We start from the raw sequence: 16,964 nt of genomic DNA on the forward strand, positions 1-16,964 counted from the left end.
CGAGACGACGAGCCAAGGCCACCCGTTCGCCGCAAGGGCGCAGCGCGCGACGGACGGCGCGGTGCCGGACGAACCCGACACCGCGGGCAGTCGCCCGAGGCGAGCGACGACCAGGGCGAGTCGAAGCCGGGCGGGGTGGGTGGTGGTGCCGCGTCGTGGCGGGCCTGGCGGGAGCCGCGAGGAACGAGCGGCGGATGGTAGACGCGGCACCACCACCCACCCCGACCACCCAGGGCGACCAGAACGCCGTCGGGCACAGGAACCACGGTTCTACCTCGGCAGACCAGGGTTCTACGTCGGCCGATCAGGGGTCTACCTCGCGCGATCGGGGTCTGCCTCGGCGGGTCAGAGGGCGTCGTTCATGGCCTTCGCGAGAGAGCGCAGGCGGGCGGAGTCGAAGAGGTCCTCCAGGAGGACGACGTTGCCCGACGAGTCGCCGAGCGGCACCTTCCAGTTGGGGTACTCCTGGTCCGTGCCGGGCTGGTTCTGCGAGCGTCGCTCCCCCACGGCGTCGGCGAGCGAGACGCCGAGCAGGACGGCGGGCGTGCTGCGGACCAGGCGGTGCAGGGCCTCGACGAGCTCGCGCTCGGACGGGTCGTCGCCGACGAGCCCGCGCTCGCGCAGGAACGCGACCATGGCGTCGCGCTCGGCACGGGCGGCGCGACGCACATCGGCGACGTCCTCGGTGAGGACGCCGAGCCGGTCGCGCAGCTCGACGTGCTCGCCCGCGAGGTAGCCGGCGGACGGCGGCAGGTCGTGGGTCGTGACGGTGGCGAGCGCGAGCCGGCGGTAGTCCTCGGGCGGCAGCGGCGCGCCGTCGCCCGTCTTCTCGAACCAGAGCACGGACGTGCCGAGCACGCCGCGGTCGGCGAGGTAGTCGCGCACCCACGGCTCGAAGACGCCCAGGTCCTCCCCGATGACGATCGCCCCGGCACGCTGCGCCTCGAGGCACAGGATGCCGATGAGGGCCTCGTGGTCGTACCGGACGTAGGCGCCGGCGTCGGCGCGCGCCCCGCCCGGGATCCACCACAGGCGGAAGAGCCCGATGACGTGGTCGATGCGGATCGCGCCCGCGTGCCGCAGCACGGTCCGCAGCATGTCGCGGTAGGGCGCGTACCCGGCGCGCGCGAGGGCGCGCGGGTGCCACGGCGGCTGGGACCAGTTCTGGCCCTGCTGGTTGTACATGTCCGGCGGCGCGCCGACGGAGACCCCGGTGGCGAGCACGCCGCGGTGCGCCCACACGTCGGCGCCCTCGGGGTGCACCCCGACCGCGAGGTCGTGCATGATCCCGACCGACATACCGGCCTCGCGCGCGGTGCGCTGGGCGGCCCGGAGCTGCTCGTCGGCGACCCACTGGAGCCAGCAGTAGAACTCCACCCGGTCGCCGAGCTGGTCGCGCAGCGCCGCGACGGTCGGGCCGTGCGGGTCGTAAGCGCCGGGCGGCCAGTCGCGGTCGCCGTAGTGGTCGGCGAGGGCGCACCACGTCGCGAAGTCCTCGAGCCCCCGGCCCTGCTCGGCACGGAACGCGTCGAGCGACGCCTGGCGCGCGGTCGAGCGCGGCGCGGCGAAGACGACCTCGAGCGCCGCCTTCTTGGCGTCCCAGGCCGCGTCGCGGTCGATCGGGCCTGGGTCGGTGTCGAGGTCGCGCACGGGATCGAAGGCCCACTCGACGAGCGAGCGGTCCGCCGCTGACAGGTACCCCGTCTCGCGGATGTCCTCGACACGGACGTAGAGCGGGTTGACGAAGCGCCGGCTCGTCGGCAGGTAGGGCGACGGCGTCATCGGCGTGCGCGGCTCGGCGGCGTGCAGCGGGTTGACGAGCACGAAGTCGGCCCCGGCCTCGCGCGCGGAGAGCCAGGCGAGGTCGGCCAGGTCGGAGAGGTCGCCGACGCCCCACGAGGCGCGCGAGCGCACCGAGTAGAGCTGGGCCATGAAGCCCCAGGCGCGCCGCTCGAGGACCGCGGCGGGGAGCTCGAGGCGCTGCGGCGTCACGACGAGCGTCGCGCGGGCCTGCGTCCCGTCGCTCTCCGCGTGCAGGTCGTGCCACCCGAGGGGTAGGTCGGCGGGCACCTCGAACGTCGCGCGCCCCACGCGCCGGCCGTCGACCGTGCGCGGCTCGACGAACACGTCGAGCTGGTCGAGGTCGCGGCGCTCGCGCGCGGCCCGTGCCGCGTGCTGACCGGTCGGCTGGCCACCGTGACGCGACGGCTCCGCCTCGAGCTCGACCCACACCTGGACGGCGGACCCGTCGGCGACGTGCACGGGGAGCGGGACGGCGTCGCCCTGCCGCACGACGACGGTCGGCGGCAGCATCTGGCGCCACGCGTCGTCGCGCGAGTGCTCGAGGCTCACCGCGACCTTCTCGGGCGACGAGGCCGGGACGCCGAGGGCCTCGAGCACCGCGACGAGCGTCGAGGCGCGGACCTGGCGGCGCGACCCGTCGAAGTCCCAGAAGTCGGACGCGACACCGTGGGCGTCGGCCAGCTGCACCAACGGCTCGGGCAGGTCCGTCTGCGGGGGTTCGCTCACGCCTGCATCCTGCCAGAACGCGCGCCCGCGAGCAGCGCGTTCGCCCGGCGCGCCCAGGGACCGCCCACCTGTCCCGGGTACCCTGCGCTCATGTCCCACCCCCTTCTCGCCCCCGTCCTGCGCCTGCCCGCGGACGTCCCGGAAGAGGTCCGCAACGGCTTCGACCCCGGCAACCCCGACGACTGGTTCGAGTGGTTCGTCGGGGTCCCGCTGCGGGTCCTCCTCATCATCGGTATCGGAGCGATCGCGCTCGCGGTCGTGCGCCGCCTCATCCGCAGGATCACCGAGCACATCGCCGACGGGACGCCCGCCCTGCGCAGCAAGCGCCTGCGGGGTGTGGCCGAGTCCGGGGTCGGCAGCGTCCTGCTGCGCGCGAACCCGCTCGCGTCCGCGCGACGGGCCCAGCGCGCGCGGACGGTGGGATCGGTGCTGCGGTCCGTCGCCAACATCGTCATCGGGGCGACGATCGTGCTCCTCGTGCTCACGGAGCTGGGCGTGAACATCGCGCCGTTCCTCGCCTCGGCGGGCATCGCGGGCGTCGCGCTCGGCTTCGGCGCGCAGAGCCTCGTCAAGGACTTCCTGTCCGGGACGTTCATGCTGCTCGAGGACCAGTACGGCGTCGGCGACACCGTCGACTTCGGCGAGGTGACGGGGACCGTCGAGGAGGTCGCGCTGCGCGTCACCAAGGTGCGCGACGGCAACGGGACCCTGTGGTTCGTGCGCAACGGGGAGATCCTGCGCACGGGGAACAAGACCCAGGAGTGGGGCCGCGCCGTGGTCGACGTGCGCGTCGCGTACTGGGCGGACGTCGAGGCGGTGCGCGCGGCGCTGCTCGCCGCGGCCGAGGACGTCGGGGCCGACCCCGTGCTCGGCACGTACTTCCTGGAGCCGCCGGAGGTCACGGGCATCGAGTCGATGACGGCGGAGGCGCTGCTGCTCAAGGTGCAGGTCAAGACGCAGGCCGCGATGCAGTGGGAGGTGGCGCGCGCCCTGCGCACCCGCGTCCGGCAGGGGTTGTCCGACGCGCGGATCCCCCTCGCGGGGGCGCAGCAGGTGGTCGTCCTCGACCACTCGCCGTCCGTACCGGACGACCGGCCCGACGACGGTGCCGGCACCTCGGGGCGGGACGAGCAGGCGGCGCGCGACCGGCGCGGCGCCGCGGCGGCGTCCGTCGTGCAGGACCGCACCGGCGGCGCGGCCGGACCGACCGCCTGAGCCGGGTGGCGCCGTCGGGCACGCGGACCGACGGCGCCGGCCCTCCGCTCCGGAGGGCCGCAGGGGTCAGCGCAGGCCGTCGAGCTCCGCGGCGAGGTTGTCGGCCTCCGGGCCGACGATGACCTGGACGACGCGGCCCGAGCGCACGACGCCGAACGCGCCGGTCGCCTTGAGGCGCGCCTCGTCGACGAGCTGCGGGTCGGTCACCTCGACGCGCAGGCGCGTGATGCACGGCTCCAGGTCGACCACGTTGCCCTGGCCCCCGAGGGCTTCGAGGATCTGCTGTGCCTTCTGGTCCGAGGGGGTGCTCATCGAAAGTGTCTCCTGAGGCGAGTCGCGGGTGGGATCCGCGCGGGGGATCCGGGGTGTCGGGGTGCCGTGCACCTGGGATCAGCCTAGTCTCCTCGCGAGGTTGTCACCGGATCGACGCGGGCCCGCAACCACGGCGCAACAGACGTGTGCCGAGCGTGTGCGACGGTCGGGACGGTGGCGGGCACGCGTGCGCACCGGCCCGGGCACCCGGGTCGCACGCCCGAGACGGACAGGAGCGAGGTCGTGACGGGCGGAGTTCAGGACGAGGCACAGCAGGTCATCACAGGCATCGGCGTGTGCCCCGGCACGGTGGTCGGGCCCGTGGTGCTCATGCCGGAGCCGATCGCGGAGCCTGCACCCGGGCTCCGGATGGGCCCGCGTGAGGACCACGAGGCGCAGGCCCGGCGTGTCGACGCCGCGGCCGCGCAGGTCGCCGCCGACCTCCAGCGCGCGGCGGACGCCGCCGACGGCGACACGCGCGACGTGCTCGAGGCGACGGCCGCGATGGCGGTCGACCCCACGCTGGCCGCCGACGCGCGGCGCCGCGTCCTCGACGAGCACCTGGTGCCCGAGCGCGCGGTGTGGGAGGCCGCGGAGGAGGTCGTGCGGCAGTTCACCGAGCTGGGCGGGTACTTCGCGGAGCGCGCCCGCGACGTCGCGGACGTGCGCGACCGGCTCGTCGCGGCGCTCACGGACCGCCCCGCGCCCGGCGTGCCCGAGCACGCGGAGCCGTTCGTGCTCGTCGCGCCCGACCTCGCACCGTCGGCCACCGCCGCCCTCGACCCCGCACGCGTGCTCGCGATCGTCACCGACGGTGCCGGGCCGACGTCGCACACCGCGATCGTGGCGAACGCCAAGGGCATCCCCGCGGTCGTCGCGGCGACCGGGGCGAGCGCCGCGCTCGCGCCGGAGGACGTCGTCCTCGTCGACGGCGCCGCCGGGACCGTGGTCGTGCACCCGTCCGAGGAGCAGGTCGCCGCGGCGCGGGCGCGCTCGCTGCGGGTGCGCACGTTCGACGGCACCGGGCGCACGCGCGACGGGCACCGCGTGCAGCTCCTCGCGAACGTCGGCGACCCCGCGGGCGCGGCGCCCGCGGCCGCGGCGGGCGCGGAGGGCGTGGGGCTGTTCCGCTCCGAGTTCTGCTTCCTCGACCGCGAGCAGCCCCCGACCGTCGAGGAGCAGGTCACGGCGTACCGCACGGTGTTCCGCGAGTTCGGCGGCCGCAAGGTCGTCATCCGCACGCTCGACTCGGGGGCCGACAAGCCGCTGCACTTCCTCACCGTCGACGACGAGGAGAACCCGGCGCTCGGCGTGCGCGGGCTGCGCACGGCCGCGCGCTGGCCGGACCTGCTCGAGCAGCAGCTCGACGCGATCGCGCAGGCCGCCGCCGCGGAGGAGGCCGAGGTGTGGGTCATGGCGCCCATGGTCTCGACGGTGGGCGAGACCGAGTGGTTCGTCGAGCGCTGCCGGGCCCACGGCCTCGACGTCGCGGGCGTCATGGTCGAGGTCCCGAGCGCCGCCCTGCTCTCCGGGCCGATCCTCGCGCGCGCCGCCTTCGCCTCGATCGGCACGAACGACCTCACGCAGTACACGATGGCGGCCGACCGCCTCCTGGGCTCGCTCGCGGAGCTGAGCGACCCGTGGCAGCCCGCCGTGCTCCGGCTCGTCGAGGCGACGTGCGCGGGCGGGGCCCAGCAGGGCCGGCCCGTGGGGGTCTGCGGCGAGGCGGCCTCGCAGCCGGTGCTCGCCGTCGTGCTCGTGGGGCTCGGGGTGTCGTCGCTTTCCATGACGGCCCGGGCGATCCCCGACGTCGCCGCGCTCCTGCGCGAGGTGGACCTCGACGAGTGCCGACGGCTCGCGCGGCTCGCGGTCGAGGCGGAGAGCGCGGCGGAGGCCCGCGCCGTCGTCCGCGAGAACCTCCCGGTGCTCGCCGAGCTCGGCCTCTGACGTCGACGGCGCGGTGCGGCGCTCGTCACGGCGAGCGCCGCGGGGACGCCCCCGTGTGACGTGCACCCCGGTCCCCGCGCTCGAGCCGGACAGGGCCGTGCCCGGTGCGATGATGGGCGGGTGACGACCGAGCCCAGCCCCCGCACGTCGCTGCCCGTCGCCGGCATGTCCGGCGGCCCGTCGACCAGCACGACGACCGGCACGACGAACGGCACGACGAACGACCCAGCGCCGGTCCGCCCGAGCCGCACGTTCTACGACGAGGTCGGCGGCCACGAGACCTTCGTCCGCCTCGTCGACGCGTTCTACGAAGGCGTCGCGGACGACCCGGTCATGCGGCCGATGTATCCCGAGCAGGACCTCGGCCCGGCGCGCTGGCGCCTCACGGCGTTCCTCGAGCAGTACTGGGGCGGCCCGACGACGTACAGCGAGCAGCGCGGGCACCCGCGACTGCGGATGCGGCACGCGCCGTTCAAGGTCAACCCCGAGGCGCGGGACCGCTGGCTCGCGCACATGCGCGCCGCGGTCGACACCCTCGACCTGCCTCCGATCCAGGAGGCGACGCTGTGGGACTATCTGGAGCGCGCGGCGCACTCGCTCCTCAACACCTTCGAGGACTGACCGACCCGCCGCCCGAGCGAAGGAGCCCCCACCCGTGACCCCCGAGCCCACGCCGCCGTCGACCTCCTCGGCCTCCCCCGGCCCGACGTCGGACGCCGCCCCGCGCGCGCAGGTCCCCAACCCGCTGAGCCACCTCCTCGACGTGCTGCGCCTCGAGCGCGTCGGCGACGGCGACGGGTCGGCCGCCGACCCCGAGCACTTCCGCGGCGAGAGCGTGCACCAGCCGACGGGCCGGGTCTACGGAGGCCAGGTGCTCGCGCAGGCCGTCCTCGCCGCGGGGCGCACCGTCCCCGAGGGTCGTCTCCCCCACTCCCTGCACGGCTACTTCCTGCGACCCGGCGGTCTCGACGTCCCGATCGACTTCGCGGTCGAGCGGCTGCGGGACGGGCGCTCGTTCAGCGCGCGCCGCACGCACGCGATCCAGCACGGCAAGCCGATCCTGTCGATGATCGCCTCGTTCCAGGAGGACCAGGGCGGCATCGAGCACTCGTCGCCGATGCCCGACGCCCCCGCCCCGGAGGAGGTGCCGTCCGCGCTCGACGTGCTCGGCGGCATCGACCACCCGATCGCGCGCTTCTGGTCGCACCACTCGGCGTTCGAGCTGCGGCACGTGGGCGGCTCGCTCTACCTCGGTCCCGACCACGAGCCCAAGGACCACCAGATGGTGTGGATGCGGGCGCGCGGCGACGTCGGCGACGACCAGCTGCTGCACCGCGCGCTCATGGCGTACGCGTGCGACCAGGTGATGCTCGAGCCGATCCTGCGCCAGTCGGGCACGAGCTGGGTCACGCCCGACCTGTCGATCGCGAGCCTCGACCACGCGATGTGGTGGCACCGCGACGCGCGCGTCGACGACTGGCTGCTCTACGTCCAGTCGGCGTCGAGCGCCCAGGGCGGCCGCGGGCTCGGCGCGGCGCGCGTGTTCGCGCAGGACGGGACGCTCGTCGCGTCCATCGCGCAGGAGGGCATGGTCCGCCTCCCGGCGCTGTGAGCACCGGGAGGCGGACCGCCCTCACCGCGGTTCTCAGCCGGGTGTCAGCCCGGTGTCAGCCGCACGCGACCGTCGACGACGACGGCGGCGCACCCGTGCCGATGAACCCGAACGACGTGCTCCCGCCGGCGGCGAGCGTGCCGTTCCAGCCGACGTTCGTCGCGGTCAGGACGCTCCCGCTCACGCTCGTCGTCGCGTTCCAGGCCTGGGACAGGCCGCCGGGCGCGAGGTCGAGCGAGACGGTCCAGCCCGAGACGCCGGACGGTCCGGCCGTCACCGTGACCTCGCCCTGATACCCGCCCTGCCACGACCCGCGCGTCGCGTAGGTCGCCGTGCAGGTTCCGGGCTCCGGTCCCCCGTCGTCCTCGAGCGTGGTCGCCTGGGCCGCGAGCGAGACGGGCGAGATGTTCCCCGCCGCGTCGCGCGCCCGCACCGTGTACCGGTAGGTGGTCTCCGGCGCGAGGTCCTCGTCGGTGTACGCGGTGCGAGCCGTGGACCCGACGACCACCTCGTCGCGCAGCACGTCGTAGGCGACCACGCGCACGTCGTCCGTCGACGCCGTCCACGACAGCGACGCGGTCGTCGCCGTCGTCCCCGTCACGGCGAGGTCGGCGGGCGTCGTCGGCGGCTCGGTGTCCGGCTCGGTCGGGACGTCCTCGCCGAACAGCCGGTCGTAGTCGGCGAGCGCCGTCGCGACGGCGGTCTGGGCCCAGAACCGGTGGTACGTGAACTCCGGCGCCGGCCCGCCGTCGAGGTGCGCCTGGACCTTCGACCAGTCCGGGTCGTCGAGGTAGAACGACCGCAGGTCGAGGAACGACACGCCGGGCTCGATCACGTCGCCGTTCGGCATGGTCCCCGTCCACCCGGCCGGTACGTAGGTCCCGTTGCCGGTGCTCGACGTGAGGACGTCGTCGAAGCGCGCGTAGTCCCCGCGCGTCTCGGTCGTCGCGACGCCGACCGGGTCGCTGTTCTGCTCCCAGATCGCGTCGAGCAGGTCGCGCGCGACCTGCTGCGCCGCGTCGTGCTGCGGCCCCTCGCCGCCGGCCGCGTAGTACATGAGCGAGCGGGCGAGGGCGCCGGCGACGCCGACGTCCTGGCCGTAGCCCGTCACCTCGACGCTCAGGCCCGCGTTGTCTCCCGGGTTCTCGGGGTCCCAGTCGTCGGGCTGTCCCGACCACGCGAGGTTGGACGGGATCTGCCAGGAGTCGTCTTTGACGGTGACGTGGTCGATCACCCACGGCACCCATTTGTCGAGGATCCCCTCGGCGCGCTCGTCGCCCGTCTCCTCGTAGAGCTGCGCGATCCGCTCGACCCCCCAGCCCTGCATGCCCATCCACGAGTTGGACGGCGGGTCGTGGTAGACGGGCGCCTCGGTGTACGCCATGCCGTAGAACGTCGCGACGTCGTCGGGGCGGTCGGCATAGTGGCCGTCCCACGAGTTCGTGCTGCCGCCCGCGATCCCGCCCTCGGGCGACTGGAGCCACTGGAAGAGCTCGATCTGGCGGTCGAGGCTCGTGCCCCAGTCGTCGCTCGCCGTGGGCGAGGCCGGCTGGAGCGCCGGGTCGTTCGCGAGCGCCCAGGCCGCCATCGGGTTCTGGTACCCGAAGTGCGCGTGGCTCGACCCGATGCGCCAGGCCCACGGGCCGGAGGTGTCGAGCGCGCCGCCCCACGCGTAGTACCAGGACAGGAGGTAGTGCGCGCTGTTCCGGCCCGACCCCGCGGCGCACGACGTGGACTCGCAGCCCGGCGTCTTGAAGTACTTGTCGAACAGCGCGTAGCGCAGGTAGTCGCCCATCTTCGAGGCCTTGCCGACCGTGTCGGCGACGGCCTCGGGCTGGCCCTGCTCGGTCGCGAACTTGTTCGCCCAGTAGGCCGCCTCGACCGCGCGCGCGTCGGCGTCGGGCGCGTTGGTGTACTTCCACTGCTTCGCGTACGACGCGTCGCCCGTGAAGAGGTCGAGGTAGCCGTTCTCGCCGCCGTAGCTGAAGTCGTCGATCGACGGCTGAGGCACCGTCTCCCAGACGGACTCCTGCGGGCCGCGCTGGAACGTGTTGATGTACGACGTGCCCTCGTGATCCGGCCCGAGCAGCGTCGAGGAGCCCGGTGCGGCACCGAAGCCGTACACGTTGTCGACGTCGGCGAGCCAGTGCATGCCGTAGACCTCGGGCGTGCCGTAGGTCGACCGCAGCTCGGCCGCGATCGGGTCGGAGCCGACGGAGACCGACGTGTCGAGCTGCGACGGGTACTGGCTCGGGTGGTTGAACTCCGGCGCGTACGTCGCAGGCTTGGCGGGGTTGTACGCCCCGTTGGTGGGCTGGTTCTCCGTGGTGGGGATCATGTACGCCTCGAGCGTGTCCCAGGCGTGGTTGAACGGCTCCCAGTCGCCGGTCACCTGCCCGTACGACGTCTCGAGCCACAGCCAGAAGGAGTACGCCTCCGACGTCGTCTCGTGCCCGTAGTCCGGCGCCTCGACCATGAGCGTCTCGACGGCGTGGTACGGGATGCCCTGGGGCGAGAAGTACCCGTTCGTCGGGTCGTGGATCTTGGCGTACAGCTCCAGGAAGCGCTGCGTGTACTCGCCGTCGACGAGCGCCGCGGCCGTCGACGCCGTCGTGGACCGGGGTTCCGCAGGGTCGGCGCTCGCCGGGGGGACGGTGGCGAGCGCCGCGAGCGCGACGCCCGCGGCGAGCGCGGCCGCCGTCGTGCGCCGGCCGCGCGCGGCTCGCGCGTGCGGGGCGGTGGGTGGTGGCGCTGCGCGCCGGGACGTGCGTGGCATCGTGCTCCCTCTCGTCGTCGAGCCCCGCGGCGGCGGTCGCGGGGGCGCCGTCGTCGGCTCCCCCCACCCCGCGGGTCGGTCGACTCTCGGCGCCCGCGACCGGCCGTCACAACGCACGAAACGTTTCGGACGGCGCCGACCACGGCACGACGGTGCCGTGCGCGCGGGCCCGGCGTCGCGCGAGCGCCACCCCGGCCCGGCGCAGCACCTCGAGAGCGTCCGGACACCCCGTGACGTCGCCCAGGTGCTCGACGAGCGCGGACCCGCACGCCCCCGCCGCGCGGACCGCGGCGTGGCGGGCCGCGTCGTCGGACACGCCGTCGAGGAGCACCACGAGGTCGGTCGGCGCGAGCACGCACAGCGAGCCCGCCGGGCCCAGCGCGCCGCCGAGGCGGTGGATCGTGGGGACCGTCGGAGGCGCCTCGAGCCCGACGGCCAGGACGTGCGCGCCGTACCCCTCGACCCGCCCGCCACGCCCGATCGCCTGCTCGAGCCGGTCCACGAACAAGGTGCGGTGCAGCACCCCCGAGTCGGGGTCGACGAGCGCCCGCTCGCGCAGCTCGCTGCGGTACCGCTCGACGTCGGACAGGACGGCCAGGGCTCCGACCATGCGGGCCGGGCGCCCGCCGGCGTCGTGCACCGTCACGGCGCGGCAGCGGACGCGCACGTGCTCGCCGTCGGAGCACCGGAGGCGGTGCTCGACGTCGAGCGGCTCGGTCGTGCCCGCGAGCTGCGCGGCGACGGCCGCGTGCACGGCCTGGAGGTCGTCGGGGTGCACGCGGCCGAGCCACTCCTCGGGGTCGTCCCGGAGGTCGCCCACGTCGCAGCCCACGATCCGCGCCCACGCCGGCGACCAGCGCACGGTGCCCGTCTCGACGTCCCAGTCCCACGTGCCGTCGTGGGCCGCGATGGACACGAGCGCGGCCCGCTCGGCCCCCGCCTCGACCTCGAGCGCCAGCTCGCGGACCCGGTCGGCCGCGTCGGCCAGCGCGTGCTGCTGCTCCTGCAGCGAGCTGACCAGGGTCTCCCGGTCGAGCGCGACCGCGAGCATCGCCGCCCAGTGGTTGTACCGCTCGCGGGTGCTCGTCGTCCGCGTGTCCACGAGGCCGCCCACCACGAGGAAGCCCCAGTCGGAGCGACCGAACGCGACGGGCGCGACGACCGTGAGCGACCGCGGGTCGAGAAGCTCGCGCGGCGGGAACTGCGCGGTCGGCAGGACCGTCCCCACGAGCCGCTCGACAGCCGTCCCGCCGCCGCGCACCCCGACGACCCGCAGCACACGGCGACCGGAGCCGTCGTCGGCGTCCTCCCACAGCGCGAGGGCCGCCGTCCCGCCCACGCCGCGAGGGAGCCAGTCGAGACGACGCAGCCCTGCTTCGTCACCGCGCAGCAGGCCGAGGTCGACCTCGTAGAGGTCCACCAGGTCCTGCTCGAGCCGTCCCGTGCGCGCGACGGTCCCGTGCGCGCACCCGCGGGCGACGGCGACGACCACCTCGGCCGCGGTCGCCCGGACGGCCTCGGCGCGCGCGGCGGCGGAGCTCGCCGGGGCGTCCCGGTGGGCACCGCGCGACAGGACGGTCCGGCCGAGCTGGGACGCGCGGGCTCCCGGGCGGCGCCGCCGCACGTCGCGCACGAGCGCGGTGACCTCGGTCTCGAGGGCGGGCACGAACTGCTCGAGCGCCTCCTGCGACGGGCGCAGGGCCGCCGTCCGGTCCGCGAGCGAGCGCAGCGCCGCGGCCGGCGGGACGGCGCCCGTCTCCGCGGCACCCCGGAGCAGGTGCCGGAGCACCAGGAGCCACGCGTCGACCGGGGCGGGGCGCTGGCCCCCGTCCGGCCCGCGTCGGCGCAGGACGCCGCGCGCGTCCGACCGTTCGAGGACGGAGGCGAAGACGACGCGGGCGACGTCGTCGAGGGGCCGCTCCGGGTCGGCAGGCGCCGCCACGGCCGCGGACCGGGCGGCCGGGGCGCCGATGAGCTCGCCCTGCGTCCCCTCCAGGCACCCGCACGACTCGCGCCGGATGAGGGCCGCACGCCCCAGCCGGTTCTCCCTGCCCACGTTCTCGCCCCGCGCCCGCGCGACGAGAAGCTCCGCCACCCGCTCGCCGACCTGGTCGTGCAGGGGGTCGACCGTCGACAGGCGAGGACGCGAGCGCGCGCCCGAGTCGGCGTGGTCGAACCCCACCACCGCCTGCTCCGCCGGCAGCTCGAACCCGCTGGCCTGGAGCCCGCGCATGAAGCCGATGGCGTTGCGGTCGGTCGCGGCGAGCGTCGCCGTCGTCGGCAGGCCTCGGGACGCGAGCCGCCGCGCGACGGCCTCGGCGCTCGCCTCCTGGTTGTCGCGCGTGCGGTAGACCCACGAGGGCGACCACGCGAGGTCGTGCGCCGCCAGCGCCGCGCGGTAGGCGTCGTAGCGCTCGAGCGTGTCGCGCTGCTCGGTGTTACCCACGAAGCCGATGCGCCGGTGGCCGTGCTCGACGAGGTGGTCGACGGCGGCACGGACGCCGCCCGCGTTGTCGGGCGACACCGCGGGAGCGCGCAGCCCGTCGGCGCGCACCCCGAGGAGCACGAGCGGGATGCCCGACGCGTCCAGCTCGCGCAGCTCGGCGTCCGCGAGCGCGGTCGTCATGACCACGAACCCGTCGAACGACGAGCGGCCGAGCAGCGGCCGGCGGCCCGGCGGGCCGGGGAACTCGTCGCGGTCGAGGTCCGCCGGGTAGGTCTGGAGGGCGACCACCCGGTGCCCGTGCGCCCGCAGGACCCGGGCGATCCCCGCCAGGGACCGCCCGAAGTAGAAGCCTCCGACCACGGGGCACAGCACACCGAACGTCAGGTGCTCCCCCGCCTGTCTCGGGCGCCTCGTCGCGTCCGTCGACATCCTCGTCACCGTCCCCGTCACGTCATCGTCACCGAGTCCTGGTAGGCATCATGCACCCAAACCGGGCACAGTGTGGGAGCGTGACCACCAACTCCCCCGGCGGAGCACCCTCGCCACGCCCCACCAGCCCCACCGAACGGCGCATCACGATCACCGACGTCGCGCGCGCCGCGGGGGTCTCGATCGCCGTCGTCTCCTACGCGCTCAACGGCCGCCCGGGCGTCTCCGAGCGGACCCGCCGACACGTCCTGCGCACCGCTGCCGATCTCGGCTGGCGCCCGAGCGCGGCCGCCCGCTCGCTGCGCGCCAGCGCCCGCAGCGTGGCGCTCCAGGTCGTGCACGCGGCGGAGGGGGCGGCCGGTCCCGTACGCGCCCTCGCGCTGGCCGCCGGCATGCGCGCCGTCCTCGCGGAGCACGACCTCGCCCTCGGCCTCGAGGTCGCCGACGACCGCGACGAGGGCGCCCGGGAGCTCGAGGCGGGCTGGTCCGAGCGGCGGCACGCCGCGTACGTCGTGGTCGACGCCCACGCGCACGACCCTCGGGTCCGGATCGCGCGCGACGCCGCGATCCCGCTCGTCGAGGTCGCTCCCGGCCCGCCCGACCCCGACGCCCCGGGCGTGCGGACCTGGTTCGCGGGCGACGCGGACGCCCGCGCGGCCCGCTACCTCGTCGAGCTCGGCCACCGCCGGATCGCGGTCCTCGTCTCGGACGCGCAGGACGAGGTGGCGCGCACCCTGGTCGCGGCGACCCACGACGCGGGCGGCCCGGAGGCCCGGGTCGACGTCGTCGAGTGCCGCACGTGGGAGGAGACGCGCTCGCGCGCCGCGCGGCTGGTCGCGCACGACTCGCGCCCCACCGCCGTGCTCACCGACACGGACGTCGCGGCGCTCGCGGTGCTCGAGGCCGGGCGGAGCCACGGGCTCGAGGTGCCGTGGGACCTGTCGGTGCTGTCCGGCGAGGACTCCGCGACGTGCCGGCTGGTCGCCCCCGCGCTCACCGCCGTGCACCGGCCGTTCCAGCGGCTCGGAGCGCACGTCGCGGACGTCGTCGTCGCACGGCTGGGCCTCGGGCGCCCGGTCGCGCGCCCCGACGCCGACCCGGCCGCGACCCGTCCTGCCGTCGACCGCGAGCGCCCCGCCGCGCGCCTCCTCCTGCGCGGGACGACGGCGCCACCGCGGGACGCCTAAACGTTTCACGTGGTAGCCGACGACGGTCCTGGTTCGTCACGTTGTCCCCGCCGGGCAGAGCCGCCCGGTGCGCGGACCCGTCCGCGCCCCCGGACCCTTGGAGGACCACGTGCCATCCCGATCCAGCCGACCGCGCAGGGGCGCGGCCGTCGCCGCGTCGCTCGCGCTGCTCGCCGCCCCGCTGGTCGCGACCGCCGCGCCGGCGAACGCCGCCGAACCCCGCGTGAGCAACCCGTTCGCGGGTGCCACGCAGTACGTCAACGACTTCTGGTCCGCCAACGTCGAGGCCGCCGCCGACCGCGCCGGCGGCGACCTCGGGTCCCGCATGCGGGCGATCGCCGACGAGCCCACCTCGGTCTGGATGGACCGCATCAGCGCGATCGAGGGCAACGCCGACGGCCCGGGCCTGCGGCACCACCTCGACGCCGCGGTCGAGCAGAAGCAGCCCGGCGTGCCGATGGTGTTCAACCTCGTGATCTACGACCTGCCCGGTCGCGACTGCTACGCGCTCGCGTCCAACGGCGAGCTCAAGCCGAACGCCACGGACATGGCGCGGTACAAGACCGAGTACATCGACGTCATCGCCGACATCCTCGACGACCCTGCCTACGAGGACCTGCGCGTCGTCGCGACGATCGAGCCGGACTCGTTGCCGAACCTCATCACGAACATCAGCACTCCCGACTGCCAGGCGTCCGCGCCGTACTACCGCGAGGGCGTGAAGTACGCGCTGGACGCGCTCCACGACGTCGGCAACGTGTACTCCTACATCGACGCGGCGCACGCCGGCTGGCTGGGCTGGCCGAGCAACGCAGGCCCGGCGGCGAAGCTCTTCAAGGAGGTCGTGCTGTCGACGGAGGCGGGCTACGCGTCCGTCACGGGCTTCGTCACGAACACGGCCAACTCCACGCCGCTCCACGAGCCGTTCCTCGAGGACGTCCAGCTCGGCAGCACGCCCGTGCGCTCGGCCACCTTCTACGAGTGGAACGCCGACTTCGACGAGGCCGACTGGACGGCGCACCTCTACGACCTGCTCGTCGCGGAGGGCTTCCCGGCGTCGATCGGCATGCTCGTCGACACGTCGCGCAACGGCTGGGGCGGCGACGGCCGCCCGACGGCGGTGAGCACGTCGACGAACCTCAACACCTACGTGAACGAGTCGCGCGTCGACAAGCGCATCCACCGCGGCGCGTGGTGCAACCCGGCCGGCGCCGGGATCGGCGAGCGTCCGCAGGCCTCGCCCGCGGGCTTCCCGGAGTCGCACCTGCACGCCTACGTGTGGGTCAAGCCTCCGGGCGAGTCCGACGGCGCGTCGTCCGACATCCCGAACGACCAGGGCAAGCGGTTCGACCGCATGTGCGACCCGACGTTCGTCTCGCCCAAGCTCGCCAACCAGCTCACCGGCGCGCTGCCGGACGCCCCGCTCGCGGGTCAGTGGTTCGAGTCCCAGTTCCGGATGCTCGTCGAGAACGCCTACCCGGCGATCGAGGGCGACGGGAGCGGCGGCCCCGCGGACACGACCCCGCCGTCGGTCCCGACGGGCCTCACGGCCGGGGCGACCACGACGACGTCGGCGAGCGTGAGCTGGACCGCGTCGACCGACGACCGCGGCGTCACGGGCTACACCGTGCTCGTCGACGGCACGGCCGTGGGTACGACGGCCACGACCTCGTTCACGGTCTCCGGTCTCGACGCGGGCACGTCCTACACCGTGACCGTCCGGGCGCGCGACGCCGCGGGCAACGTCTCGGCCGCGTCCGCGCCGCTCACCGTGACGACGGACGAGGACGGCGGCCCGGGCGGCGACGACCAGGCACCGTCCGCCCCGACCGGGCTGCGGGTCTCGGGCGTGACGACCTCCACGGTCGCGCTCGCGTGGAACGCGTCCACCGACGACACCGGCGTGACGGGCTACCGCGTGTTCCGCGACGGGACGCAGGTCGCCCAGGTGACCACGACGTCGTTCACCGACACGGGCCTCGCGGCAGGCACGGCGCACGTCTACGCGGTGCGCGCCGTCGACGCGGCGGGCAACGTGTCCGCGACCTCCGGCACGGTGACCGGGACGACGACACCGGGGGGCGGCACGCCCGGCGCCTGCACGGTCGCGTACACCGCGAGCTCGTGGAACACCGGGTTCACGGGATCGCTGCGGATCACCAACGACTCCGCCGCCGCCCTGCAGAGCTGGACCCTGACGTTCGCCTTCGCGAACGGCCAGACCATCACCCAGGGCTGGTCCGCGCAGTACGCGCAGTCCGGCTCGACCGTCACCGTGACCCCCGCCGCGTGGAACACCACGCTCGGCGCGGGCGCGAGCGTCGAGGTCGGCTTCAACGGCTCCCACACCGGGACCAACACCGAGCCGACGTCGTTCACCCTCAACGGCGCGACCTGCACCGTCGCCTGACCCGACGCCGACGGCCGGGGCGCGCGCGCCCCGGCCGTCGGCGCGTCGAGGGCGGCGCATCACGGCGTCCCCGACGCGCGAGCGGGCAGTGCGTCCCGCAC

The 16,964-nt window shown here is 75.0% G+C and carries 10 protein-coding genes; 6 read left to right on the forward strand and 4 right to left on the reverse strand.

Annotated elements, in window-relative coordinates; all coding sequences use genetic code 11:
- Positions 1 to 345: 345 nt before the first annotated feature.
- The gene (malQ, locus tag ACFVN3_RS06645) at positions 346 to 2,529 is read right to left on the reverse strand and encodes a 4-alpha-glucanotransferase (protein ID WP_378231867.1); all 2,184 of its coding nucleotides are present in this window, start codon (positions 2,527 to 2,529) and stop codon (positions 346 to 348) included.
- A 90-nt stretch (positions 2,530 to 2,619) separates the two neighbouring features.
- Between malQ and ACFVN3_RS06650 the strand changes: the two genes are divergently transcribed.
- Positions 2,620 to 3,744, forward strand: coding sequence for a mechanosensitive ion channel family protein (locus tag ACFVN3_RS06650; RefSeq protein WP_378231869.1), 1,125 nt, complete (start codon positions 2,620 to 2,622; stop codon positions 3,742 to 3,744).
- 66 nt (positions 3,745 to 3,810) lie between these two features.
- Here the strand turns inward: ACFVN3_RS06650 and ACFVN3_RS06655 are convergent, their stop codons facing one another.
- Positions 3,811 to 4,128: a glucose PTS transporter subunit EIIB gene (locus ACFVN3_RS06655; protein ID WP_255318904.1), complete on the reverse strand. Its 318-nt coding sequence runs from the start codon at positions 4,126 to 4,128 to the stop codon at positions 3,811 to 3,813.
- A 171-nt stretch (positions 4,129 to 4,299) separates the two neighbouring features.
- Between ACFVN3_RS06655 and ptsP the strand changes: the two genes are divergently transcribed.
- The 3 genes from ptsP (at position 4,300) to ACFVN3_RS06670 (ending at position 7,615) form a co-directional block, all read left to right on the forward strand.
- A complete protein-coding gene (ptsP, locus tag ACFVN3_RS06660) occupies positions 4,300 to 6,003 on the forward strand; it encodes a phosphoenolpyruvate--protein phosphotransferase (RefSeq protein WP_378231872.1) in 1,704 nt (567 codons plus the stop codon).
- A gap of 165 nt (positions 6,004 to 6,168) precedes the next feature.
- Positions 6,169 to 6,624 (forward strand): globin, encoded by a 456-nt coding sequence (locus tag ACFVN3_RS06665; protein ID WP_378232066.1) that lies wholly within the window; start codon positions 6,169 to 6,171, stop codon positions 6,622 to 6,624.
- A gap of 142 nt (positions 6,625 to 6,766) precedes the next feature.
- Positions 6,767 to 7,615 carry an acyl-CoA thioesterase gene (locus ACFVN3_RS06670; RefSeq protein WP_378232067.1) on the forward strand — a complete coding sequence of 283 codons (849 nt, stop codon included), beginning with the start codon at positions 6,767 to 6,769 and terminating at the stop codon, positions 7,613 to 7,615.
- Between the two features lie 55 nt (positions 7,616 to 7,670).
- On the opposite strand, the gene ACFVN3_RS06675 is transcribed toward ACFVN3_RS06670, so the two are convergent.
- On the reverse strand, positions 7,671 to 10,391 hold the full coding sequence (locus tag ACFVN3_RS06675) for a glycoside hydrolase family 48 protein (RefSeq protein ID WP_378231874.1): 2,721 nt from the start codon (positions 10,389 to 10,391) through the stop codon (positions 7,671 to 7,673).
- 106 nt (positions 10,392 to 10,497) lie between these two features.
- Positions 10,498 to 13,197 (reverse strand): substrate-binding domain-containing protein, encoded by a 2,700-nt coding sequence (locus ACFVN3_RS06680; RefSeq protein ID WP_378231876.1) that lies wholly within the window; start codon positions 13,195 to 13,197, stop codon positions 10,498 to 10,500.
- A gap of 149 nt (positions 13,198 to 13,346) precedes the next feature.
- On the opposite strand from ACFVN3_RS06680, the gene ACFVN3_RS06685 reads away from it, so the two are divergent.
- Complete coding sequence (locus tag ACFVN3_RS06685) at positions 13,347 to 14,453, forward strand: LacI family DNA-binding transcriptional regulator (protein ID WP_378231878.1); 1,107 nt, start codon at positions 13,347 to 13,349, stop codon at positions 14,451 to 14,453.
- Between the two features lie 109 nt (positions 14,454 to 14,562).
- Positions 14,563 to 16,863 (forward strand): glycoside hydrolase family 6 protein, encoded by a 2,301-nt coding sequence (locus ACFVN3_RS06690; protein ID WP_378231880.1) that lies wholly within the window; start codon positions 14,563 to 14,565, stop codon positions 16,861 to 16,863.
- Positions 16,864 to 16,964 lie beyond the last annotated feature (101 nt).

This window comes from Cellulosimicrobium sp. NPDC057862 (genome assembly GCF_042797035.1).
Lineage (GTDB): Bacteria > Actinomycetota > Actinomycetes > Actinomycetales > Cellulomonadaceae > Cellulosimicrobium.